19 protein-coding genes are annotated in these 23,055 nt (G+C 72.4%); 7 read left to right on the top strand and 12 right to left on the bottom strand.

What is annotated here, in order from left to right; genetic code table 11:
• Positions 1–2 precede the first annotated feature (2 nt).
• Both ORG17_RS11285 and ORG17_RS11290 read left to right on the top strand, forming a co-directional pair.
• Positions 3–1,058: a lysylphosphatidylglycerol synthase transmembrane domain-containing protein gene (locus ORG17_RS11285; RefSeq protein WP_214525926.1), complete on the top strand. Its 1,056-nt coding sequence runs from the start codon at positions 3–5 to the stop codon at positions 1,056–1,058.
• 57 nt (positions 1,059–1,115) lie between these two features.
• Positions 1,116–2,258, top strand: a complete 1,143-nt coding sequence (locus tag ORG17_RS11290; protein ID WP_071244218.1) for a glycosyltransferase family 4 protein — start codon at positions 1,116–1,118, stop codon at positions 2,256–2,258.
• A gap of 25 nt (positions 2,259–2,283) precedes the next feature.
• Here the strand turns inward: ORG17_RS11290 and ORG17_RS11295 are convergent, their stop codons facing one another.
• From ORG17_RS11295 to ORG17_RS11315, 5 genes are all read right to left on the bottom strand, one after another.
• On the bottom strand, positions 2,284–3,045 hold the full coding sequence (locus ORG17_RS11295; RefSeq protein WP_027466475.1) for a glycoside hydrolase family 16 protein: 762 nt from the start codon (positions 3,043–3,045) through the stop codon (positions 2,284–2,286).
• A 175-nt stretch (positions 3,046–3,220) separates the two neighbouring features.
• The gene (gene purE / locus ORG17_RS11300; RefSeq protein ID WP_071244222.1) at positions 3,221–3,688 is read right to left on the bottom strand and encodes a 5-(carboxyamino)imidazole ribonucleotide mutase; all 468 of its coding nucleotides are present in this window, start codon (positions 3,686–3,688) and stop codon (positions 3,221–3,223) included.
• Positions 3,689–3,742: 54 nt separating this feature from the next.
• A complete protein-coding gene (locus ORG17_RS11305) occupies positions 3,743–4,891 on the bottom strand; it encodes a glycosyltransferase family protein (RefSeq protein ID WP_214525927.1) in 1,149 nt (382 codons plus the stop codon).
• Positions 4,892–4,995: 104 nt separating this feature from the next.
• Complete coding sequence (locus ORG17_RS11310; protein WP_214525928.1) at positions 4,996–6,969, bottom strand: glycoside hydrolase family 6 protein; 1,974 nt, start codon at positions 6,967–6,969, stop codon at positions 4,996–4,998.
• A 205-nt stretch (positions 6,970–7,174) separates the two neighbouring features.
• Positions 7,175–8,311 carry a 5-(carboxyamino)imidazole ribonucleotide synthase gene (locus tag ORG17_RS11315; RefSeq protein WP_027466473.1) on the bottom strand — a complete coding sequence of 379 codons (1,137 nt, stop codon included), beginning with the start codon at positions 8,309–8,311 and terminating at the stop codon, positions 7,175–7,177.
• A gap of 113 nt (positions 8,312–8,424) precedes the next feature.
• Here ORG17_RS11315 and ORG17_RS11320 point away from each other — a divergent pair, with 113 nt between their 5' ends.
• Positions 8,425–8,943, top strand: coding sequence for a GtrA family protein (locus ORG17_RS11320; RefSeq protein ID WP_111056096.1), 519 nt, complete (start codon positions 8,425–8,427; stop codon positions 8,941–8,943).
• Positions 8,944–8,953: 10 nt separating this feature from the next.
• Entirely contained in the window at positions 8,954–10,492 is a 1,539-nt protein-coding gene (locus tag ORG17_RS11325) for a DUF2142 domain-containing protein (RefSeq protein ID WP_214525929.1), read from the top strand.
• On the opposite strand, the gene ORG17_RS11330 is transcribed toward ORG17_RS11325, so the two are convergent.
• From ORG17_RS11330 to ORG17_RS11345, 4 genes are all read right to left on the bottom strand, one after another.
• On the bottom strand, positions 10,470–12,353 hold the full coding sequence (locus ORG17_RS11330) for a hypothetical protein (protein ID WP_214525930.1): 1,884 nt from the start codon (positions 12,351–12,353) through the stop codon (positions 10,470–10,472). The two genes, ORG17_RS11325 and ORG17_RS11330, sit on opposite strands and share 23 nt — an antisense overlap.
• A gap of 56 nt (positions 12,354–12,409) precedes the next feature.
• Complete coding sequence (locus ORG17_RS11335) at positions 12,410–13,717, bottom strand: UDP-glucose dehydrogenase family protein (RefSeq protein ID WP_071244242.1); 1,308 nt, start codon at positions 13,715–13,717, stop codon at positions 12,410–12,412.
• Between the two features lie 82 nt (positions 13,718–13,799).
• Positions 13,800–14,348, bottom strand: coding sequence for a PH domain-containing protein (locus ORG17_RS11340; RefSeq protein ID WP_071244247.1), 549 nt, complete (start codon positions 14,346–14,348; stop codon positions 13,800–13,802).
• Between the two features lie 4 nt (positions 14,349–14,352).
• Positions 14,353–15,153 (bottom strand): biotin--[acetyl-CoA-carboxylase] ligase, encoded by an 801-nt coding sequence (locus tag ORG17_RS11345; RefSeq protein WP_214525931.1) that lies wholly within the window; start codon positions 15,151–15,153, stop codon positions 14,353–14,355.
• Between the two features lie 74 nt (positions 15,154–15,227).
• Between ORG17_RS11345 and ORG17_RS11350 the strand changes: the two genes are divergently transcribed.
• From ORG17_RS11350 to ORG17_RS11360, 3 genes are all read left to right on the top strand, one after another.
• Positions 15,228–16,823 carry an acyl-CoA carboxylase subunit beta gene (locus ORG17_RS11350; protein ID WP_027466469.1) on the top strand — a complete coding sequence of 532 codons (1,596 nt, stop codon included), beginning with the start codon at positions 15,228–15,230 and terminating at the stop codon, positions 16,821–16,823.
• On the top strand, positions 16,823–17,473 hold the full coding sequence (locus tag ORG17_RS11355; protein ID WP_214525933.1) for an acyl-CoA carboxylase epsilon subunit: 651 nt from the start codon (positions 16,823–16,825) through the stop codon (positions 17,471–17,473). The genes ORG17_RS11350 and ORG17_RS11355 overlap by 1 nt, the downstream gene beginning before the upstream one ends.
• A 79-nt stretch (positions 17,474–17,552) precedes the next feature.
• Positions 17,553–19,340, top strand: coding sequence for an acetyl/propionyl/methylcrotonyl-CoA carboxylase subunit alpha (locus ORG17_RS11360; RefSeq protein ID WP_214525935.1), 1,788 nt, complete (start codon positions 17,553–17,555; stop codon positions 19,338–19,340).
• 88 nt (positions 19,341–19,428) lie between these two features.
• On the opposite strand, the gene ORG17_RS11365 is transcribed toward ORG17_RS11360, so the two are convergent.
• From ORG17_RS11365 to ORG17_RS11375, 3 genes are all read right to left on the bottom strand, one after another.
• Complete coding sequence (locus ORG17_RS11365) at positions 19,429–20,355, bottom strand: hypothetical protein (protein WP_214525937.1); 927 nt, start codon at positions 20,353–20,355, stop codon at positions 19,429–19,431.
• Between the two features lie 172 nt (positions 20,356–20,527).
• Positions 20,528–22,192, bottom strand: a complete 1,665-nt coding sequence (locus tag ORG17_RS11370; protein WP_214525938.1) for a phospho-sugar mutase — start codon at positions 22,190–22,192, stop codon at positions 20,528–20,530.
• On the bottom strand, positions 22,189–23,031 hold the full coding sequence (locus tag ORG17_RS11375) for a purine-nucleoside phosphorylase (protein ID WP_027466461.1): 843 nt from the start codon (positions 23,029–23,031) through the stop codon (positions 22,189–22,191). The genes ORG17_RS11370 and ORG17_RS11375 overlap by 4 nt, the downstream gene beginning before the upstream one ends.
• Positions 23,032–23,055: the final 24 nt, after the last annotated feature.

Consider the following 23,055-nt stretch of genomic DNA (forward strand, 5'->3'; position numbering starts at 1 on the left):
CGATGGACGCACAACAGCCTACGGGGTCGGCCGCGGGGTCCCCGGACCCGCTCGACACCTCCGCCGACGCCGCGATCGGCGCCGTCCCGACGACCGGACGGCGGGCCCGTGTGCTCACCGTCGTCAAGTGGGTGGCGGCCGTCGTGGCCCTCGCGTTCCTGGTCTGGAGCATCGCGCGGCAGTGGGACGCCATCAGTCGCGACTTCGTGCGGCTCGACGCCGGCACGATCGTCCTCGGCGTCGCCGCGACGATCGTCGCCCTCGTGGCGAACATGCTCTCCTGGCGGGCCATGATGTCGGCGAGCGGGTTCCGGGTGCGCCTCGCCGCGGCGTCCTCGATCTTCTTCGTCGGACAGCTCGGCAAGTACATCCCCGGCGGCGTCTGGTCCATCGCCGCTCAGGCCGAACTCGGGCGCGCACACGGCCTGCAGCGCACCGGCAGCGCCGTCGCGGCACTGGCGTCGATGCTCGTGAGCATGGTCACCGCGGCCGTCGTCGGGATCGTCGCGGTCCTGCTGGCCTCCTCCACCGGGTTCGCGACGTTCTGGTGGCTCATCCCCCTGATCGTGGTGGGGCTCGTCTGCCTGACCCCGCCGGTGCTCGGCCGCCTCATCGCCGTCGCGTTCCGGGTCCTGCGTCGCCCCGCCCAGGACACCACCCTCACGTGGACGGGCACCGTCATGTCGCTCGTCTGGTCGCTCGTCATGTGGCTGGCGTACGGAGTCCAGGCGACCCTCGTGCTGCGGGTCTTCGGAGCCGACTCGCCCACGCTCTTCCCGGTGGCCGTCGGCGCGTACGCCGTCGCCTGGCTCGTGGGGTTCGTGGTCGTCATCGCCCCGGCGGGGATCGGGCCGCGCGAGGGCATCCTGGTCCTGCTCCTCGGCAGCGTGGCCGGCGGATCGGCGCCGCTCGCCCTCGCCGTCATCAGCCGGGTCTTCATGACCATCGGGGACGTCGTGCTGGCCGGGGTCGGCGCACTGCTCGCGGCGCGCCACCGCCGGAAGACGGCCGCCGCCGCGCTGGGCGGTGGCGCTCCGGGAGCGCCCCGTGCCGACTGATAGGGTCGGCGTTCGGCCGCGCCGCGCGCACGGCAGCACCACGAGGAGGCGCACCACATGACAACGCTCCACGTCATCGTGGACCAGGTCGTCGCCCCGGTCCCCGGAGGCATCGGTCGGTACGCCGAAGAGCTCACCCGCCACCTCATCGAGCACGCCCCCGCCGGCTGCGAGGTGTCCGGCGTCGTCTCGGCGGTGGGCCGCGACGAACTCACCCACATCCGGACCCTGCTGCCCGGGCTCGCCGACCTCGACCGGCTGCCGCTCCCGCGCCGCGAGCTCTCCCTCGCCTGGCAGGGCGGGATCGTCGGCAGCCTGGCGAAGGGCATGGTGCACGCCCCGAGCGTGCTCGCCCCGTTGGTCCGGCACGACCGTTTCCAGGACCCGGGCCGGCAGACCGTCGTCACCGTGCACGACACGGTCCCGTGGACCAACCCCGAGACCCTGACGCCGCGCGGCGTCCACTTCCACAAGGCGATGGTCAAGCGTGCGTGGAAGCACGCCGACGCCGTGGTGGTGCCGACCCACGCGGTGGCGAGTGCGCTCAACGAGATCCACCGGTTCGACGACCGGCTCCGGGTCATCGGCGGAGCGCCGAGCGGGCGGCTCCGGCTGCCCGTCGACGCCGATCTCCGCGCCGAGCGGCTCGGGCTGCCCGAGCGGTACGTGTTGGCCGTCGGCACGCTCGAGCCGCGGAAGGCGCTGGGATCCCTGATCGAGGCGATGGCGCACCCCGACGCGCCGACGGACATCCCGCTCGTCATCTCCGGCCCGGACGGTTGGGGCGACGTCGACGTGTACGGCACGGCGGAACGAGCCGGTCTCTCGCGTGACCGGGTGAAGGTGCTCGGGCGGATCGACGACGCCGACCTCGCCGTGGTCTACGACCGGGCCACCGTGTTCGTGTTCCCGAGCCTGGCCGAGGGGTTCGGGCTGCCCGTCATCGAGGCGATGAGCTTCGGCACCCCGGTCGTGCACTCGGACGACCCCGCCGTGTCCGAGGTCGCCTCCGACGCCGGTGTCACCGTCGCCATCGGTCCGAAGGAGTCCTACCCGGAGCGGCTCGCGCAGGCCGTCTACCAGGTGGTCAACGACCCCCTGCTCGCCGGGCAGCTGGCCGTCGCCGGCCCCGATCGCGCACGCATGTACGACTGGAGCGATTCCGCCGCCGAGACCTGGCAGCTGCACGCCGACCTCTGACGGCGTGCAGCTGCCCGTCCGGCGGTCAGCCCGTGTACGAGTAGGTCGTGACCCAGTCGATGTACAGGTGGCCGACCCCGCCCCAGTTGCCCACCTGGAACATGTAGCGGTGCGCGGTGGTCGGGACGTCCCTGGTGACCGTCTTGATGACCTTCCCGTCGAGCGAGTACGACACGGACTTCCCGGGGATCCACTCGATCGAGTAGGTGTGCCACGAGCGCCACGTCGTCCCGGTGCTCAGGCTGGTCGCCGTCGCTTCACGTCCGGGCGTCATCGAGTGGTGGTGCAGCATCGGAGCGGACTCGAAGTTGGCCTCCGGGTAGTCGATCTCCCCGTCCGACCACTTGTCCGACGTCGGCCACAGCATGAAGGCGGCACCGTTCCCGTTGCCGCCGGCGGCCATGGCGCGCACCGTGAACTTCCCGCCCTTGTGTCCCCACGCGCCCGTGGGCGAGCCGAACGTGCCGGCTGACCCGCGCTTGCCGTCGAGACGGACGTCCATGTTCCCGTTGATCGCACTGATCTGCGTCCCCGAGTAGTACATCCCGCCCGTCCCGTCGGGGTAGGGCTGCCACGACTTCGCGTAGGACGCGGCGAACTTCCCCTTGGCCGCCGCGGTCGTCCGGAAGTCCTCGCGGAACGTCTGCTTGAACTTGCCGATGTTCCCGACCGGCGCGGATGTGTTCGCTGCCGAGGCGGCGCTCACCTGACCGAACGGCCCGGCGACCAGCACGACTCCCAGGAGCACGACGGAGAGTGCGGCTCTCGTGATCGCGCGTTTCTGCATGAGCTGTCACTCCCTGACATGACGATTCGCACCCGTTCCCGTGGGTGCCGGACTGCCGGCCCTCGGCCGTCCGGGGTCCACGGTAGTTGCGTTGTCCATCCTGCGCGGGGGGTTGACTTCGCCAGGGCGTCCCCAGTACGAGGGGTGTCGAACGGTACGGGGAGCGCAGCGGACGTCAGAGGGAGTCGCGGAGGCGCGCGGCCTTCTCCTCGACCAGGCGCTCGAGTCCTTCGGCGTACTCCGTGAGCCGCGCCGCGACACCGGGCTCGGAGGACCCGATGATCCGCGCGGCGAGCAGTCCGGCGTTCGCCGCGCCGTTGATCGCCATCGTCGCGACCGGGATGCCGGCCGGCATCTGGACGATCGACAGGAGCGAGTCGAGTCCGTCGAGCCGTGCCAGCTGGACGGGCACGCCGATCACGGGCAGCGTCGTCATCGAGGCCACCATGCCGGGCAGGTGGGCAGCCCCACCGGCACCGGCGATCACGACCCGGATGCCCCGCTGGGCGGCACCCCTGGCGAAGCGGGTCATCTTGTCGGGCGTGCGGTGCGCGGACACCACGTCCGCCTCGAACGGGATGCCGAGCTCGGCGAGGATGTCGGCCGCGGCCCGCATGGTCGGCCAGTCGGAGTCCGACCCCATGATGATCGAGACGAGCGGCTGTGCTGGGGCTGCGGAGTCGGTCACACGCCGAGCCTAGCCGAGCAGCACCCGCCGCCAGGTGTCACCGTCACGGCCGATCGTCCGCGCGTCGCGGACCCACCGCTCGGCCCGTTCGTCGGGCGCCCCACGCTCGACCGCGGCGCGGACGGCTGCCCGCCAGGCGTCGACGTCGTCGGGGACCCCGACCGCTCCGTACCGTTCGGCCACGGCGTACGACGGCCGGTCGGAGACCACGGCCGGCAGCCCGAGTGCCGTGTACTCCAGGAACTTCAGGTCGCTCTTCGCGCGGTTGAACTCCTCGTCGCGCAGCGGCGCGACCCCCGCACGCCAGCGCGCGCGGTGGGCGACGAGCCAGCGGGAGAACGCCGGGTAGTGCCCGTCGGGCACCTCGAGCCGGCGGAACCAGCCGGCGTCGCCGTCCTCGGTGACGCCGATGACCTCGAGCCGGATCGGGGTGCCGTCGGCGGTGGCCAGGTCGGCGAAGACGTCCCGGAGCAGTTCGAGGTCGGCGGCGTGGGTGAGCGTTCCCATGTACAGCACGCGGTGCTCGCCGGCCGGCCGTTCGTCGTCGTCGTCGGTCGCGCCGGACGTCCATAACCCCGGGTCGAGGGCGTTCGGCACGACCACGACGTGCCGGGCGACCGGACGCACCACCTCGGCGAGCTCCGGCGTGCTCACGATCACGGTGTCGGCGCCGCGCACCAGGGCGTCGATGGAGGCCAGGCGGTCCGGGTCGTACTCGGCACGGGCCAGCCGTGCCCGGCCGGACACCGTGAAGAAGTCGTCGTCGACCTCGGCCACCACCCGGATCCCCCGCCGCGCCGCGGTCTCGAGGAAGGGCTGTACGACGGTGCGCGGCAGGACGTCGCGCTGCACGAGGACCGCGGTGTACGCGGTGGTGTCGGCGCCCGCGACGAAGGCCACGGGATCGACCTGTCGGACCTCGGCGGCACCGGCGTCCGACAGGTGCTCCACCCGGCGCACGACGCGGACGTGGGCGGACGCGGGGTGTGCACCGCCCGCGCCCGCGACGACGTACCCGAGGACCGGCAGCGGCACGGCTGGAGTGGCCGTCGCCTGCTGCTGCTCGGGCTGATGCTCGTGCTCGGCATCGGGACGCGGCGCGCCGACGACGGCGCGGCGGAGCCGACGGACGGCCCGGCGGACGAGTTCACGCGGCATGGCGCCATTCTCCCGTACCCGCCGGACGGTCGCAGCCGCACCCGCCCAGGCGACCGCTCCGCTCGCCCTCGCGGTCGCGGTCGCCGTCGCGGTCGCGGTCGCGGTCAGCGCACCTGCACCGTCGCGCAGCCCAGCGACGTGTCGCCGCCCTTCCCGATCCCGACCGCGGTGAGGCACACCGATCGCTTCCCGGACGCGACCGGCACCGACCCGGTGAACCCGTGGTGCTCGCCGCCGCCGTGGACACGGTCGACGTCGCTGCGCTGCCGATCGGCGACGAGACTGCCGACGACCCGGCCGCCGACGCTCACCCGGACCGTGACCGGACGCTGCACGGCGTCCCGGTCGAACGCCCACCCCCGGACGCTGACGCGACCAGCCGATCCCGACGACGCTGATTCGCTCCGGCCGACCGGGGCCGCGACGGGCACCGTGACGCTCCGGCACGGGCTCGCCGTCCGGTCCGCGCCGCCGTCGATGTTCCGGGCGATCGCGCACACGGTGTGCTTCCCCGCCCCCGAGGCCACGATCTCGGCGAACCCGTGCGCGGGACCGGCGCCCCAGGTCCGGTCGACGTCGGCCCGGGCCCGATCAGCGGACCGGGACGCGACGACCCGTCCGTCGACTGTGAACGCGACCGTGCTGGCCGTGTCCGGAGCGTCCCCGTCGAACGCCCAGCCCGTCACGGCGACGCCACCGACCGCGACGGTCACCGACTCGAGGCCGACGTACGGGTCGTGCCGGAGGGCACGCACCTGCACGCACCCGAGCTCGGAGTCGGACCCCGCGCCGATGTTCACCGCGGTGACGCAGACGCGGCGGAGGCCCTCGGCGGCCGGCACCGCGGTGTCGAACCCGTGGGGCTCCCCGACGCCGTACGCCGCGTCGACGTCCGGGCGGGTGCGGTCCGCGCTCAGCACGCCGGCGGCGACACCGTCCACCGTCGCCCGGACCCGGACCGGCTGCGTCGGGTCGTCCTCGTCGAAGGCCCAGCCGCGCACGCGGACTCCGCCGCCGGCACCGACGACGGCCTCGAGCGCACCGCGCGGGGCCAGGTCCGCGGTGGGCACCCCGAGCCGGGCGTTCGCGACCAGCGCCTGCGCGTAGGAAGAGAACCACTTGCCTGCAGCCGGGGCACCGTTGCAGGTGCCGTCGCTCGCGCCGGGGGTCTTCACCCACAGCAGGGCGTCGAGCGCCGTGCCGTCGGACACCACCCGGGGCGAGGTGCCCAGACCGGCACCCGGCCCGTTGCACCAGGTGCCGCGCCAGCCCTGCCCGTTGCGCGAGGTGTCGATCACGTAGTGCGAGCCCCCGGTCGCGGCGGACACCTTCTGCGCGTACGCCTGCTCCTGCGCGGTCGGGTAGTAGTTCGCGACGTTCGTGAAGAACCCGCGGGCCTGCTGCACGCCCGCACTGTTCAGCCGCGACGCCATCAGCGCCGGCTGCACCCAGTTCGAGTTGCCGGCGTCCAGGTAGGCGGGGACCCCGGCGGCGGTCAGCCCGGCGACGGTGCGGGACAGGATGCGGTAGCGCTGCTCGTCGAGCGCGGTGCTGCACTTGGCGTTGCTGAGCATCGCGAGCGAGTCCGGTTCGACGATGACGGCTGCACGGTGCCCGGCGAGCGCCGCGGTGACCTGGTCGACCCAGGCGTCGTAGGACCGCTCGTCGAAGCCCCCGGCGGAGTACCCGCCGCAGTCGCGGTCCGGGATCGCGTAGAGCACGAACACGGGGGTGGTACCGGACTGCTCGGCCCCGGTGAGGGCGGTGCTGATCGTCTTGGTCAGCTGCGTCCCCTGGCTCCAGTCGCCGAGCCAGGTGGCGACGGGGTGGCCGGCGATGGTCCCCGCCGCAGCGGCTCCGGCCGGGTCGGTGGCGGCGAGGGCGGCCTGCGCCTTCGCGGCCTCGCTCGTCGGCGACCGGTACGGCCCGGCGCCGTAGAGCGACGCGGACGTGGCCGAGCGGATGGTGGCGGCCGAGGTCGCTGCGGACGCGGACGCGGTCGGCAGCAGGCCGGCGACGGCTGCGACGAGGGCGACGGCGGCGCCGCAGACGGCGGCACGGCGCGGACGGCGGCGCATGGGGACTCCCTGGACGGTGGGCACGGACCGTTCCAGGGGAACACGCGGTCCCGACCCCCGCCAGCCTCCCGACCGGGTGCCACCCGAGGGGGTGTCCGCAGAGCGGCCGACAAGTGCGTCCCGCACCCGGGACACTACGGGAGGCCCGTGGCGGCGTCGCCACGGGCCTCCAGTGACGTCATCCGGTCACGTCGGTGACGCGACCTCAGTCGTCGAAGTGCGCTGCGGCCGCGCGGGCGCGGTACACGACGTCGTCGACGTCGTCACCGAGCACCGTAACGTGCCCGATCTTCCGGCCGGGCCGGGGCGCCTTGCCGTAGAAGTGGTACTTCGCCTCGGGGAAGGCCTCGAGCGCTGCGGGGTACCGGGCGGCGAGGTCGCCGTCCGCGGGTCCGCCGAGCACGTTCACCATGACGGACGCCGGGGCGAACGAGCCGGTGGCTCCGAGCGGCAGGTCGAGGACCGCTCGCAGGTGCTGCTCGAACTGGCTCGTGGTGGCACCGTCGATGGTCCAGTGCCCGGTGTTGTGCGGACGCATCGCGAGTTCGTTGATCAGGATGCGTTCGTCGTCGGTCTGGAACAGCTCGACGGCCAGCACGCCGGTCACCCCGAGTTCTTCGGCGATGCGGACGGCGATCGACTCGGTCAGGTCGGCGATCCGGCCGGCGCTGTCCGGAGCGGGTGCGATGACCTCGGCGCAGACCCCGTCGCGCTGCACGGTCTCGACGAGCGGCCAGGCGACGACCTGCCCGGAGGGTCGGCGTGCCACGGACTGCGCGAGCTCGCGGGTGAAGGGGACGAGCTCCTCGACCAGGAGGGCCTGGTCGCCGCCGGCCTCGGCCACGGCGATGAACCAGTCGTCGACGTCGGAAGCGTCAGAGACCACCCGGACGCCCTTGCCGTCGTAGCCGCCCCGCGGCGTCTTGACGACGGCTCGGCCACCGTGCTCGGCGAGGAAGGCACGGAGTTCGTCGGGACCGTGCACGGCGGCCCAGTCGGGCACCGGCAAGCCGAGTTCGCTCAGCCGGCGGCGCATGGTGATCTTGTCCTGGGCGACGGCCAGCGCGTCCGGACCGGGGTGGACCGCCACGCCCGCGTCGACCAGGCTGCGCAGGACGTCCTGCGGCACGTGCTCGTGGTCGAAGGTCACGACGTCGACCTGCCGGGCGAACTCGAGCACCGTGGCGGCGTCGTGGTAGTCGCCCTCGGCGGTGGCGGCGATGCCTGCGGACATGCCCGGCCCCTCGGCGAGCACCCGGATGTCGATCCCCAATTCGACCGCGGCCGGCACCATCATCCGTGCCAGCTGTCCCCCACCGATGACCCCGACGCGCAACGCCATGCTGTGTGATCCTTCCGGCGTTCCCACCGCATGGTGTGAACGCGTTGTCTACAATCGCTGTTCGGGTCGCGCTCTGCACGACCGGTCACAACTCTACGGATCCTGGAGGGCTCGTGCGGCGCCTCATCGCCCAGCTGGCACGCTTCGGCGTCGTCGGTGCCGTCGGCTTCGTCGTGGACACCACGGTGTTCAACGTGCTGCGGTCGACCCTGCTGAACCCGGAGGACGTGCACTCGGGACCGTTCTGGGCGAAGGTGGTCTCCACGACGGTCGCCATCTTCGTCAACTGGATGGGCAACCGGTACTGGACGTTCCGCGAGCAGCGACGGGCCGTTGCCACCCGCGAGGGGGTCGAGTTCGTCGTCGTGTCCCTCGGCGGCATGGTCATCTCGCTCGGCTGCCTCGCCGTCTCCCACTACGTCCTCGGCTTCACGTCGGCGCTGGCCGACAACGTCTCCGGCAACGTCATCGGGCTGCTGCTCGGCACCGTGTTCCGCTTCTGGCTCTACAAGGTGTGGGTCTACCACCCGGAGCGCGTCGGACGCACCGGACCGGACGAGCGCGCCGGAGCCGACACCGTCGAGGACGCGACCGTCGCCGCGACGTCCCGGTCCGAGGCGTCCGGCCAGTAGTCTCGGAGCGATGCAGCACGCACCGCACCCCCTCGTCACCCGGGCGGAGGCCCTGCGGACCGCGGTGCTGACCGCCGCGTTCGGCCTCTGGCTCGTCCTCTGGGCGCTCGTCGTCCCGGCGTTCCAGGCACCGGACGAGCCGGCCCACTTCGACGCCGCCCTGCACGTCGCGACCGGCTCCGGGTGGCCCGACCCGGGCACCCTGCACGTGTCGAACGCCGTCGGGGCCGCGCAGCAGGAGCAGGCCTCCGGGGATGCGTCGTCCTGGTCGACCGTCAGCGCGCTGCTGCAGGAACACCCCGGCGACTCCCGGACGGTGAACCAGATGACCCAGCACCCCCCGACGGCGTACCTGGCGGACGCCGCCGTGCTCCGGGTCCTGCACCACGGCTCGCTGCGCTGGGACCACGCGCTCGTCGCCCTCCGGCTCGTCGACGCCGCGCTCGTGACCCCGCTCGCGCTGCTGACGTGGGCAGCGGTCCGCCGCCTGACGCGCTCGCCGCGCGCGGCACTGTTCGGCGCCCTCGCACTGTTCGCCCTGCCGCAGCTGGCGTCCGTCGGGGCGTCGGTGACGAACGACGCCCCGGTGCTCCTGCTCGGAGGCACGGTGGTGTGGCTCGCGACCCGGCTGCTCACGGGCGACCTCCGCCGCCGGACCCTGCTCGCTCTCGCCGTGGCGCTCGGACTCCTCGTCGCGACGAAGGGCACGGGGCTGCCGGCGATCCCCTTCGTGGCGCTCGTGGTGCTCGTCGCCGGAGCAGGCACGCTGACCGGTGGTGCACGATTCCTCCGGACGGCCGCCGCACTCGTCGTGGCGGGGGCGATCGGTGGGTGGTGGTGGGTGCGCAACCTCCTCGTGTTCCACACCCTGCAACCCGACGGCTACGCCGCGATCCGGCCGGACCGTCCGTTCCCGGCGGGTGAGCACCCGTCACCCGGGCACTTCCTCGACGTCAGCTGGGGAACGCTCGCGCGGACGTTCTGGGGGTCCCCCGGGCAGCGGGCGCAGGTGAGCATCGGTGACACCCTGACCGCCGTCCTGACCGCCGTCGCGCTCGTCGTGCTCGTCGGCTGGGCGTTCCGGCGCGGACCCACCCTGGTGCCGGCGGTGTGCCTCGCGGTGTTCCCCGGACTCCTGCTGCTCCTGCAGACGGCGAGCAGCGCCCGGGCGTACCTGGACACGACCGAGGTGGCCGGCACCCAGGGCCGCTACCTGTTCCCCGCACTCGTGTGCCTCGTGGTGCTCAGCGCCCTCGCGTGGCGGCGGCTCACGGGGCCGGGCGCCGGACGGACCGTGCTCACCCGGTCGCTCGCCGTCGCGCTGCCGGCGGTGGGGCTCTGGGGGCTCTCCGTCGTCAGCGCCTGGTTCTGGAACGCCGCCGACGGCCCCCTGTCGGCGACGAGCGTCGCGCGGTACGGGGCCACCGGTCCGGTGCCGTTCGCCGTGGTGCTCCTGGTCGCCGTCCTCGTCGCCGCCGGGATCACGGTCGGCGTGGGCGGGGTGTGGCGGCCGTGGCCCGTCTCGGTCAGCGCTCGGCGACCTGGATGACGTCCACCGAGCAGGACTGCTGCGGGGCGCCCTTGGCGTCCGAGCAGACCTGGTAGACCGGGAACGTGCCGACCACCGGTCCGATGGCGGAGTAGTCGCGGACCTGCGGGTCGCGCGGGTTCGTGTAGTTCAGGAAGTACTGCACGTCCGCTTCGCGGAGCAGGCCGACGAAGGCCGGGTCCTGGTAGTCGTACGCCTGCCCGTCCTCGCCGTACATCTGGGCACCGAGCCGGAACGCCACGAGCACCGTGTTGCGGGTGTTCGTGCCGAGGATCCTGCTGCCGGCGGGGATGACGTCGGACGCCAGGAGCGCGTCGACCAGCGGCTCGTCGGGGTGGATGACCTCGCCGAGGACCTGTCCGGCCGGGATGCCCGACGGGCGGACCTCGTACGTCGAGAACGGGGCGCGGACACCGTTCACGTTCTGACTGTACGAAGCGACCACGACCAGCACACAGCCGAGGACGGCGACGACCTTGCGGATGCGTCGACCGCGCCGCACCGTGCGCCAGAAAGTGGGCAGCAGGGCTCCGGCGACGAGCACCGAACCCGTGAAGAGCGGCAGGTAGTACCGCGCGTTGCCGCCCAACGACTCCACCGTCGCGATGCCCGCGTACCCGAGCAGGTACACGCCGGAGAACAGCCCGACGATGCTCGTGAAGACGAACCGCCGGTAGTGCACCACCCCGGCGACGGCCGCACCGACGAACACCACCCCGATGGCCAGGGCGAAGGGCGCGAACGAGCCGATGCGGGTGAAGTAGAAGGGCAGCGCTTCGAGGCGCTGCTCGACGTAGTACCGGACCTTGCCGACGAGCGTCGTCGTGCTGCTCTCGTCGGGCTCGGCCGCGACCGGTGTGCCGGCAGGCAGCCGGACCGGCAGCTCGCGCTCGGCGGTGTACACGCCGGCCTCGTACAGCGACGGGGTGCGGTCCTCGTTCGGCGACACCGCCAGCCCGTTCGGCGGCGAGGGGATCCGGACCTCCTGGTAGTCCTTGCCGGACGAGTCGGAGAACTTCTTCGAGACGTTGACCGTCAGTGACGATCCGAGCTCGATGCCACCGAACTTGGCCGACAGCGCCCCCACCCAGGGCGCGGAGAACAGCACCGCCGTCAGGAGCGCGACCACCGGCAGCAGCAGCGACCGCGGTTCTCGTGCGTCCCGCCGGTCCTGGAACCACCGGACGAGCGCCCACGACGGCACCACCACGAGGAACACGGGGACCAGGAACGCCTTCGTGCAGTACCCGATGGCGCACACCAGTCCGACGACCGCCGCGGCCACGACGATGCGCCGGACCGAACCGTGCCAGGCGCGGTCCGCCGCGAGCAACGACCACACGAAGAGCAGGCCCCACAGCAGCACGAGGGTGTCGGGCGTCTGCAAGGCGACGTTCGCCAGCATCAGCGGGGCGGTCGCCACGATCGACCACGCGGCGGTCCAGCCGTTGCCGGTCGTCCGCAGCAGCAGCCACGCGCCGACGCCCATCACGGCGGTGCTCGCCGCCAGGTTCACGATCGCGAACGCCGTGCTCGGTCCGAACCCCATCACCATGAACGGCGCCATCAGCCAGGAGACCATCGGGGACCAGTAGCCGTTGACCGCCTCGGCCCAGTGCCCGCCAGCGTACTGCTCGGCGATCGACATGTACGAGATGCCGTCGATGTTGGTCACCTCGAGCCGCGTGCGGTAGGCCACGACGCCGACCAGGACCGCGGCGACGAGCAGCAGCGCAGCGTTGGCCAGGATCGAGGAACGCGACGGGTGCCGCCCCTCGTGGAACGCGCCGAACCGACGACGGTGGCGCTCCCGCTCCCGCGTCCGTGGCCCGGCCGCGTGCGCGACAGCACGTGGCGGCACGGTCGTCCCCGTGTCTGTGTCCGCGATGCCCGTGCTGCCGCCCCCCGGGATGATGCTCAGCGCCCCATGCCGCGGTACGTGAAGCCCGCCGCGGTCCAGGCGTCGCGATCGAGGCAGTTGCGGCCGTCGATGACGACGGGTGACGCCACGAGCGCGGCGGCGGCGGTCGCGTCGAGCTCGCGGAACTCGGTCCACTCGGTGAGCACGAGCACCAGCTCCGCTCCCCCCAGTGCCTCGGCCGCGCTCTCGACGTAGTCGAGCTCGGGGCGCACGCGGCGCGCGGTGACGACGGCCTCGGGGTCGTACGCCGAGACGACGGCGCCGAGTTCGTGCAGGCGGGCCGCGATGTCGAGGGCCGGCGAGTCGCGGACGTCGTCGGAGTTCGGCTTGAAGGCCAGGCCGAGCACCGCGACGCGCTTGCCGCTGACGACCCCGCCGAGCAGCTCCTGGGCCAGCTCCACGACGTGGGCGCGACGGCGCAGGTTCGTGGCGTCGACGTCGGCCAGGAACGCCAGGGACTCCCCGACGCCCAGCTCGTTCGCCCGCGCCTGGAACGCACGGATGTCCTTCGGCAGGCAGCCGCCACCGAAGCCGAGGCCGGCGTTCAGGAACTTCCGGCCGATGCGGGCGTCGTGGCCGATCGCGTCGGCGAGCGCCGTGACGTCGGCACCGGCGACCTCGGCGATCTCGGCCATCGAGTTGATGAACGAGATCTTCGTGGCGAGGAACGCGTTGGCGCTGATCTTCACGAGCTCGGCGGTGGGCAGGTTGACGACGAGTCGGGGCGTGCCGGTGGACAGCGCCTCGGCGTAGACCTCGTCGAGGGCGGCGACGGCTTGTTCGCCGGCCTCGCCGTCGGGCACGCCGTAGACGAAGCGGTCCGGCGCGATGGTGTCCTGCACGGCGAAGCCCTCACGCAGGAACTCGGGGTTCCAGACGAGGGTGGCACCGGGGACGGCTTCGCTGACCTCGGCGGCCAGGCGTGCGGCGGTGCCGACGGGCACGGTCGACTTGCCGACGACGAACTCGCCCGCGGACAGGTGCGGGGTGAGCGCGGCGACGGCGGCGTCCACGTAAGTCAGGTCTGCGGCACCGGTCGGACCCTGCGGGGTGCCGACGGCGAGGAAGTGCACGCGGGCGCCGGCGACCTCGGCCATGTCGGTGGTGAAGCGGATCCGACCGGACTCGAGGGCCTCGGTCAGGATCTCGGGCAGGCCCGGCTCGAAGAAGGGGGCCTCGCCCGCAGCGAGCCGCTCGATCTTGGTGGGGTCGACGTCCACGGCGACAACCTCGTGTCCGAGTTTGGCCATGGAGGCGGCGTGCACGGCACCGAGGTAGCCGCAGCCGATCACTGAGATACGCACGTCGAAGACGGTACCGGTTTCTCGCCGAACTCTCATCACGGCGCCGCAGCGACGCCCGCGGCGACGCCCGCACCGGCCGGGGTCAGGCCCGCACGTCACCCCACGGCGGACGGTCCGGACCGCCGACGATCTCGTCCCAGTCCGGCTCACGGTGCCGGCGCCTGGCCTCGTACGCCTCCACCAGGTCGTGGAGGACGGCGACGACGAGGTCGGCGTGCGGCACGTCGGCGAGGACCACCGCCGGGTCGTCCCCGGGGAACACGAGCACGTCGCCGGAGCGGAACAGCCCCTGCAGCCCGCGGCGCCGCACGGTGACGTCGTAGCCGCGGGAGTGCAGGAGCTCCCGCCGCGTCCGCGTGCCGAGTCCGTTGACCACGACCAGGCGACGGGTGGTGACGACGTACCGCTCCGACATCCAGCGGAACAGCGGGACGGCGCCGCCGAACACGACGAGCACCACGACGACGAGCGCGACGACGGCGTTCAGCCACGCCAGCTGCGCCTGGAACACGCCGAAGCCGAACCCCCCGGCCGCGGTGACGAGCACGACGAACACCGCCGGGCGCACCAGCCGACGAGCGTGCGGTCGCAGGCGCGCGACGACACGTTCGGGCGGGGGCTCGGCGGTCATGCCGTCATGCATACCGCAGGTGGGTGACGTCTCCCACCGCGACGCCCCTGGTGCGCCCCGCCTGGTCCCGGATCGTGATGCGACCGGCGTCGTCGATGCCGGTCGCGTCGGCCTCCTCGACGGTGCCGTCCGGCAGCTCGAGGCGGATGCGGCGACCGATGGTGCCGCACGCGGCGCGGACGTGAGACCGGACCGTCTCGGCGGCGGGACCACCCGTGACCAGGCCGGCCACCGCCTCCAGGACGGACCGCAGGAAGGCGGACAGGACCGCGTCGGCCAGGGCGGGTGCGTCGTCGACCGCGCCGGCGAGCAGGAGCGAGGTGGACGTCGGGGTGGGCAGCCGATCAGCCGGGATCGTCAGGTTCACGCCGGCCCCGACCACGACGCTGCCGTCGGCGGCGACCTGGCAGAGGATCCCGCACACCTTGTCCCCGGCGACCTGCACGTCGTTCGGCCACTTCACCACGACGTCCGCGCCGGTGGGGAGCACCGACGCGATCGCGTCGCGCATGGCCGCGCCGGCCACCAACGGCAGCCAGCCGCGGTCGTGGTCGTCCAGGTCCGCCCGGACGAGCACGCTGGCGGCCAGCGTCTCACCGGCCGGAGCGGTCCAGGTGCGGTCGAGCCGACCCCGGCCCGCGGTCTGGTGCAGGGTCGCGAGGACGCTGCCGTGCTGCTGCTCCGGAGCGGCGGCGAGCAGGTCCGCGTTGGTGGACCCGGTCTCGGCGGGGGCGGTGATCGTCGCGCCCGCCGACCGGACCGCCTCGCTGGTGGCGGGGAACGACGGCGACGGGGATGTGGACATGCACGCAAATGTACGGGCAGGAACCGTGGGGGTCCTCCAACCGGCAGCGTCCCACCCGCCGGTAGGGTGAGCGGGTGACTTCAGGAGACACCCCCGATCTGTCGACGACGGCCGGCCGGCTGGCCGACCTCCGCGACCGGTACCACGAGGCCGTGACCGCCGCGGGCGAATCCGCCATCGCCAAGCAGCACGCGAAGGGCAAGGGCACCGCGCGCGAACGCATCGAGCAGCTGCTCGATCCGAACTCCTTCGTGGAGTTCGACGAGTTCGTGCGCCACCGCACCACGTCGTTCGGCATGGACGCCAAGCGCCCCTACGGTGACGCGGTCGTCACCGGCGTCGGCACGATCCACGGCCGCAACGTCGCGGTCTACGCCCAGGACTTCACGGTCTTCGGCGGGTCCCTCGGCGAGGTCGCCGGCGAGAAGATCATCAAGGTCATGCAGCACGCGCTGAAGACGGGCGTGCCGATCATCGGCATCCTCGACTCCGGCGGCGCCCGCATCCAGGAAGGCGTGGTCGCGCTCGGCAAGTACGGCGAGATCTTCCGCCTGAACACCCAGGCCTCCGGCGTCATCCCGCAGCTCTCCATCGTGATGGGCCCGGCGGCCGGCGGTGCGGTGTACTCCCCCGCCTTGACCGACTTCGTCATCATGGTCGACAAGACCAGCCACATGTTCGTCACCGGTCCGGACGTCATCAAGACCGTCACGGGCGAGGACGTCGGCTTCGAGGAGCTCGGTGGCGCGCAGACCCACAACGCGGTCTCCGGCGTGGCCCACTACCTGGCCGAGGACGAGACCGACGCGCTCGACTACGCGCGCTCGCTCATCGGGTTCCTGCCGGACAACAACCTGTCCGACCCGCCGGCCTACGACGTCGCCCCGGAGCTCGAGACCACCGACGCCGACCACGAGCTCGACCTCGTGATCCCGGACTCGACGAACCAGCCGTACGACGTCACCACGATCATCGAGCACATCGTCGACGACGGTGAGTTCCTCGAGGTGCAGCCGCTCTTCGCGCCGAACATCCTGATCGGCTTCGGCCGGGTCGAGGGCCGCACGGTCGGCATCATCGCGAACCAGCCGCAGGCGATGGCCGGCACGTTGAACATCGACGCCGGCGAGAAGGCCGCCCGCTTCGTGCGGTTCTGCGACGCGTTCGGCATCCCGATCCTGACCCTGGTGGACGTGCCCGGCTACCTGCCCGGCACCGACCAGGAGTGGACCGGCGTCATCCGCCGCGGCGCGAAGCTGCTGTACGCCTACGCCGAGGCCACCGTCCCGCTCGTCACCGTCATCACCCGCAAGGCCTACGGCGGCGCGTACATCGTGATGGGCTCGAAGCAGCTCGGTGCCGACATCAACCTGGCGTGGCCGACCGCCGAGATCGCCGTCATGGGCGGCCAGGGTGCCGTCAACATCCTGTACCGCGCCGAGATCAAGCGCGCCGAGGAGTCCGGCGAGGACGTCGCCGCGGTCCGCACGAAGCTCGCGAACGAGTACACGTACAACGTCGCGTCGCCCTACCTGGCAGCCGAGCGCGGTGAGCTCGACGGCATCATCCAGCCGCACGCCACCCGGGTGTCGGTCATCAAGGCCCTCCGGTCGCTGCGGGGCAAGCGCGCCACGCTGCCCCCGAAGAAGCACGGGAACATCCCCCTCTGATGGGTCGACACGCAGCAGCCGTGCCCTCGGACGAGCCCGCCTCGGTGGCGGACGTCCGGGTGGTCTCCGGCGACCCCACCCCCGAGGAGCTCGCCGCCGTCGTGGCCGTCCTGCAGCGCCAGGCCGACGAAGCCGCAGCGGCCGGACGCGCCGCCGTGGTCGTCGAGCCCCGCACGGGGTGGGCCGCCGGCGGCGGGACGCTGTGGAGCGGACACTGCGTGATCGATCGACGACGCGACGACCGGCACCGGGACCCGGAACCGGCCACGGGACGGCCAGGAGGCGCGGCACCGGCCCGCACCGTGCCTCCCGTCCGGTCCCTGCTCACGTCCACCGCCGGCGTCCCGCAGCTGGGTGCCGTCGCGCCCGGCGGGTCGGCGCTGGCCGCCGGTGGCGACCGCGTGGTCGCGGTCGACAGCGCGGTGCTGACCTTCGCCGACGACGTGTCCGTCGACGAGATCGACGCGTACGTCGCGACGGGCGAGCCGCTCGAGGTCGCGGGTGCCTTCACCATCGACGGCCGGGCCGCCGCGTACATCACGCGGATCGACGGCGCACCGTCCGCCGTGATCGGGATGTCGCTGCCGGTGCTGCGATCGATGCTCCTCCGGGGCTTCGGCATCGCCTGGCACGACCTGTGGGCACTGTAGACATCCGCACCTGTTCCGGGTGGTTCTTTGTGGGTGCCAGTCAAAACGCACTCCCGCCGCACGAATACGCTGATGTGTCATGCCCCGTATCAGCAAGGTCCTCATCGCGAACCGCGGCGAGATCGCCGTCCGCATCATCCGCGCGGCCCGCGACGCGGGCAAGGCATCGGTCGCGGTCTACGCCGACCAGGACCGCGATGCCCTGCACGCCCGCCTCGCCGACGAGGCCTACGCGCTGAACGGCACCACGAGCGCCGACACGTACCTCGTCATCGACAAGATCATCTCGGTTGCCCGCCGCTCCGGCGCGGACGCCGTGCACCCGGGCTACGGGTTCCTCGCCGAGAACGCCGACTTCGCCCGCGCCGTCATCGATGCCGGGCTCGTCTGGATCGGCCCGTCGCCGGAATCGATCGAGCGCCTCGGTGACAAGGTCTCCGCGCGCCACGTCGCCGAGAAGGTCGGCGCGCCGCTCGCCCCCGGCACCATCGAGCCCGTGCAGGACGTCTCCGAGGTCTTCGACTTCGTCGACCAGGTCGGTCTGCCCGTCGCGATCAAGGCGGCGTTCGGCGGTGGCGGTCGTGGACTGAAGGTCGTCCGCGACCGTGCCTCCGTCGAGGAGCTCTTCGAGTCCGCCACGCGGGAGGCGATCGCCGCGTTCGGTCGGGGCGAGTGCTTCGTCGAGAAGTACCTGGACAAGCCGCGCCACGTCGAGACCCAGTGCCTGGCGGACGAGCACGGCAACGTCGTCGTGGTCTCCACCCGCGACTGCTCCCTGCAGCGTCGTCACCAGAAGCTCGTCGAGGAAGCCCCGGCGCCCTACCTGACGCCCGAGCAGCAGACCGCGCTGTACGAGTCGTCCAAGGCGATCCTGCGCGAGGTCGGCTACGTCGGTGCCGGCACCTGCGAGTTCCTCATCGGTGCCGACGGCACCGTGTCGTTCCTCGAGGTCAACACCCGCCTGCAGGTCGAGCACTGCGTCTCCGAAGAGGTCACCGGCATCGACCTGGTGCGCGAGCAGTTCCGCATCGCCGAGGGCGGCGTGCTCGACTACTCGGACCCCACGCCGCGGGGACACTCGTTCGAGTTCCGCATCAACGGCGAGGACCCGGGTCGCAACTTCTTCCCCGCGCCCGGCCCCGTGCACGCCTTCAACGCACCGTCCGGCCCCGGCGTGCGTGTCGACTCGGGCGTCGTCTCCGGTGACGTCGTGTCCGGCTCGTTCGACTCGATGCTCGCGAAGCTGATCGTCACCGGCGCCACCCGTGCCGAGGCGCTGGAGCGTTCGCGTCGTGCACTCGCCGAGTTCGAGGTCACGGGCCTGCCGACCGTGCTCCCCTTCCACCGCGCCGTGGTGTCGGACCCGGCGTTCGCGACGGCCGACGACGAGCCCTTCAGCATCTACACGCAGTGGATCGAGACCGACTTCGTCAACGAGATCCCGGCGTGGAGCGGCTCCCCCGAGGAACTTCCGGCCCCGGCTGCGCGCGAGAGCGTCGTCGTCGAGGTGCAGGGCAAGCGCATCGAGGTCACCATGCCGTCGATCGTCGGTGGCGGTGCTGCCGGTGCCGGTCTCGCCGGTCGTCGTCCCGCCGGCCCCACCGCTCCTCCGAAGCGCCGCTCGTCGGCCGTCCGCGGGGGCCTGGCGAAGTCCGGGTCGTCCGTCGCGTCGCCGATGCAGGCCACCGTGGTGAAGCTCGCGGTCGCCGAGGGTGACACCGTGGTGAAGGGCGACCTGCTCGTCGTGCTCGAGGCCATGAAGATGGAGCAGCCCGTGCAGGCCCACAAGGACGGCGTCGTCACCGGCCTGAACGCCCCGGTCGGCCAGACGGTCTCGTCCGGTCACGTGCTGCTCGAGCTCGCGTAGCGCGGGCGTTTCTTCTCGCAAAACACCGGTGTTCGCCGGTTGAACACGCGCACACCGCGGTTCGACTCGTGAACACCGGTGTTTTGCTTCATCGAACACGATGCACTCCGGCTGCCTCGAGTGCCACGGGGCCGTTGCCGCCCGGCTCAACATCCGGCCACGTCACGCGGACGACCCTTCGGACGGAGCGGTGCGCACGGAGCCGGTCCTCTCGGAGCTTCTCGTCGATGACGACGCGCTCAGGGGTCCGACCAGCGCGCATCGTCCGGTCGCGGTACTTGACCAGCCCGTCGAACTCCACGACCACGCCGGCGTCCTCGAACCAGAAGTCCACCCGGCCGATCAGGCCGGCCGCATCGCGGAACTCCTGCTGCAGCACCGGCGCCGGGAACCCCGCTTCTGCCCAACACAGCCGCGCCACTGACTCACCGGGCGAGTCAGCAGCCGCGTCCGCGAACTCGATCACCCGTCGCGCGCGGGTGGACGCCCGCGGACGAGGCTCCCGGCTGCGCAGTTCGGCGAGCAGCGCTTCCTGTGACACTCCCCGGGCCAGCACCGCGTCCAACACGACCACCGCAGTGCGGAACGACGCTCGGAGCGCGACGTCGACCCCGGTGACCACGAGGGTCGTGACGGGCAGGCCGCCGACGCTCGCACAAGCGATGGGACGACCCGCCCCTCCGACCTTCTGCAGATGCGCGCGACGTTGACCGGTGGCTCGACGCGGATCGGTGGCGACGACGTGCTCGGGGAACTCTCCGAGCCACGGGAGTCCGAGCATCGCCACAGCCGACTCGTGGGAGATCACGAGGGTGGGGTGGATGTTCGGCGCGACCGCTTCGACCCGTGCACGATGGCGCTCCGCTGCAGTCGCTGCTTCGAACGCGTCTCGGTCGACGTACCGGCCGGCCGTGAGGCGGATGAGGGTTCCTCGGCGAGCGGCATCCGCGAGCCGTCGGTGCGCTTTCGGATCGGGATCGCCCGGAGCCGCGCCGAACACCGTGATGTGAGCCATGGCCCCACCGTCACGGCTCCCGCACGGCCCACACGACGACGACCCTCTCTTTGTGATCAGCCCTCGCTCCCCCACCCCCTGTGGAGGAACAGCAAAACACCGGTGCTCGCGCTCTGCACCGCGTTGTGCGGGTGTTCAGAGCGCGAACACCGGTGTTTTGCGGACCGGTGCCCTACGACACCAGGGGGCGCACCGCGGCGGCGAGGGCGTCGACCAGGCGCTGGGCCTCGGCGGGGGTGTCCGCGACCGTGTCGATGTAGACCTTCACCTTCGGCTCGGTGCCGCTCGGGCGGACGATCACCCGGGCGTCGCCGGACAGGTCGTAGCGCAGGATGTCCGAGGGCGGGAAGCCCGCCACCCCGTCGGCGTAGTCCGTCACCGTCTGCACGGACAGTCCGCCGAGCTCCGTCGGCGGCGTGGCCCGGAGCGACGCCACGATCTCGCCGATGCGCGACAGGTCGTCGACGCGGGTCGCGACCTGCCCCGAGGCGAACGCGCCGAACTCGGCGGCGAAGGCCTCGAGGTGGTCGGCGATGGTCGAGCCCGACGCGGCGAGCTCGTCGGCGAGGGACAGCAGCTCCAGCGCAGCCGAGATGCCGTCCTTGTCCCGCACGACCGACGGGTCGACCAGGTAGCCCAGGGCCTCTTCGTACCCGAACAGCAGCTCGGGCACGCGCGACACCCACTTGAAGCCGGTCAGGGTGTCGCGGTACTCCAGCCCGTGGCGCGCGGCCACCCGGGCCAACGCCGGCGACGAGACGATCGACGCAGCGAGGGTGCCGGTCGCGCCGGACTCCGAAGCCCGTGCGGCGGCCCGCCACCCGAGCAGCCAGCCGACCTCGTTGCCCGACAGTCGACGGTAGGAACCGGATCCGTCCGGGATCGCGAGTGCGAGCCGGTCGGCGTCGGGGTCGTTCGCGATCACCAGGTCGGCGCCGACCGCCAGACCGCGGGCGATCGCCAGGTCCATCGCGCCGGGCTCCTCGGGGTTCGGGAACGACACCGTCGGGAACGCACCGTCCGGCTCGATCTGCTCCGGCACGACCGCCGGCTCGGCGAACCCGGCCGCCGCGAACACCGCGCGGGCGGTCTCCCACCCGACGCCGTGCATGGCCGTGTAGACGACCTTCGGCTGCGCATCGCCCGCGAGCGCGGGAGCGGGCACGATCGCTGCCGTGGCGGCCACGTAGGCGTCGACCAGGGCCGACGTCGCCACGGTGTAGTCCGTACCGCGCGGCAGGTCCGTGACGGACCCTGCGGCGATGGCGTCGATGGCGTCCGCGATCTCGCCGTCGACGGGCGGGACGATCTGCGAGCCGTCGTCGTCCTGACCGAGGTAGACCTTGTACCCGTTGTCCCGCGGCGGGTTGTGGCTCGCCGTGACCATGACGCCGGCACCGACGTCGAGGTGCCGGACGGCGAACGCGAGCACCGGCGTCGGCAGGGCCGAGGGCAGCAGGGTGACCTCGAGCCCGAGGCCGCGCATGACCTCGGCCGAATCACGTGCGAAGACGTCCGAGTTCACCCGGCCGTCGTACCCGATCACGACGCTGCGCGAGCGCCCGGTGTCGATGAGGAACCGTGCGAGCCCCGCAGCAGCCTGGGTCACGACGACCCGGTTCATGCGCAGCGGGCCCCAGCCGAGCTCCGCGCGGAGTCCGGCGGTGCCGAACTGCAGCCGGCCGTCGAACCGCTCGGCGAGCGCCCGGACAGCGGGACCGTCGCCATCGGCCGCCGCGTCGATCGCCGCGGCCAGCTCGTCGCGGGTCTCCGGGTCGGGGTCCTGCGCCAGCCACGCCCGCGCGGTGCCGAGCACCTGGTCGAGGTCGAGCTTCACGATGCCGGCTGCCCGAGTGCGGCGACCACGCGCGCGAGCAGGTCGGCGATCACCGGCTCGGCCTGCTTGCCGGCCTCGAGGACCTCAGTGTGCGACAACGGGGTCTTCTGGATGCCCGCGGCGAGGTTCGTGATGAGCGAGAACCCGAGGACCTCCATGCCGGCCTGACGGGCGGCGATGGCCTCGAGCGCCGTGGACATGCCGACGATGTGCCCGCCGATGGTCTTCGCCATCTGGACCTCGGCCGGGGTCTCGTAGTGCGGGCCGCGGAACTGCGTGTAGACACCCTCGTCGAGCGACGGGTCGACCGTCCGGGCCAGCTCGCGCAGCCGCGCCGAGTACAGGTCGGTGAGGTCGATGAACGTCGCGCCCTCGAGCGGGCTGTCCGCGGTCAGGTTGATGTGGTCGCTGATGAGCACCGGCGTGCCCGGGGTCCAGTGCTCCTTGATGCCGCCGGCACCGTTGGTCAGCACCATGATCGAGGCACCGGTCGCCGCGGCGGTGCGGACGCTGTGCACGACCCGACGGACCCCGTGGCCCTCGTAGTAGTGGGTGCGGGCACCGATGACGAGCGCGTGGCGGCCGTCGGCGAGGCGGATCGACCGGATCGTGCCGGAGTGTCCGGGGACGGCCGAGGCGCTGAACCCGGGGACCTGCTCGGCCGGGATCTCGGACACGGTCTCACCGATGATGTCGGCGGCCTTGCCCCAGCCCGAGCCGAGGGTCAGGGCGATGTCGTGCCGCTCGATGCCGGACTGTTCGGCGATGGCGGCTGCGGCGTCCCGCGCGACCTCGAACGGGTCGGCAGCGGGGTCGTTCAGCGGGTTCTCGGTGCTCATGCCCCAACTCTAAAGGGCGGACTG

This window comes from Curtobacterium flaccumfaciens pv. betae (genome assembly GCF_026241855.1).
GTDB classification, from domain to species: Bacteria; Actinomycetota; Actinomycetes; order Actinomycetales; family Microbacteriaceae; genus Curtobacterium; species Curtobacterium flaccumfaciens.

What these genes read in the sequence shown, in the direction of transcription:
- ORG17_RS11285 (WP_214525926.1), top strand. Translation starts at nt 3, where the DNA reads ATGGACGCACAACAGCCTACGGGGTCGGCCGCGGGGTCCCCGGACCCG.
- ORG17_RS11290 (WP_071244218.1), top strand. Translation starts at nt 1,116, where the DNA reads ATGACAACGCTCCACGTCATCGTGGACCAGGTCGTCGCCCCGGTCCCC.
- ORG17_RS11295 (WP_027466475.1), bottom strand. Translation starts at nt 3,045, where the DNA reads ATGCAGAAACGCGCGATCACGAGAGCCGCACTCTCCGTCGTGCTCCTG.
- purE (WP_071244222.1), bottom strand. Translation starts at nt 3,688, where the DNA reads ATGGGGTCGGACTCCGACTGGCCGACCATGCGGGCCGCGGCCGACATC.
- ORG17_RS11305 (WP_214525927.1), bottom strand. Translation starts at nt 4,891, where the DNA reads ATGCCGCGTGAACTCGTCCGCCGGGCCGTCCGTCGGCTCCGCCGCGCC.
- ORG17_RS11310 (WP_214525928.1), bottom strand. Translation starts at nt 6,969, where the DNA reads ATGCGCCGCCGTCCGCGCCGTGCCGCCGTCTGCGGCGCCGCCGTCGCC.
- ORG17_RS11315 (WP_027466473.1), bottom strand. Translation starts at nt 8,311, where the DNA reads ATGGCGTTGCGCGTCGGGGTCATCGGTGGGGGACAGCTGGCACGGATG.
- ORG17_RS11325 (WP_214525929.1), top strand. Translation starts at nt 8,954, where the DNA reads ATGCAGCACGCACCGCACCCCCTCGTCACCCGGGCGGAGGCCCTGCGG.
- ORG17_RS11340 (WP_071244247.1), bottom strand. Translation starts at nt 14,348, where the DNA reads ATGACCGCCGAGCCCCCGCCCGAACGTGTCGTCGCGCGCCTGCGACCG.
- ORG17_RS11345 (WP_214525931.1), bottom strand. Translation starts at nt 15,153, where the DNA reads ATGTCCACATCCCCGTCGCCGTCGTTCCCCGCCACCAGCGAGGCGGTC.
- ORG17_RS11355 (WP_214525933.1), top strand. Translation starts at nt 16,823, where the DNA reads ATGGGTCGACACGCAGCAGCCGTGCCCTCGGACGAGCCCGCCTCGGTG.
- ORG17_RS11360 (WP_214525935.1), top strand. Translation starts at nt 17,553, where the DNA reads ATGCCCCGTATCAGCAAGGTCCTCATCGCGAACCGCGGCGAGATCGCC.
- ORG17_RS11365 (WP_214525937.1), bottom strand. Translation starts at nt 20,355, where the DNA reads ATGGCTCACATCACGGTGTTCGGCGCGGCTCCGGGCGATCCCGATCCG.
- ORG17_RS11375 (WP_027466461.1), bottom strand. Translation starts at nt 23,031, where the DNA reads ATGAGCACCGAGAACCCGCTGAACGACCCCGCTGCCGACCCGTTCGAG.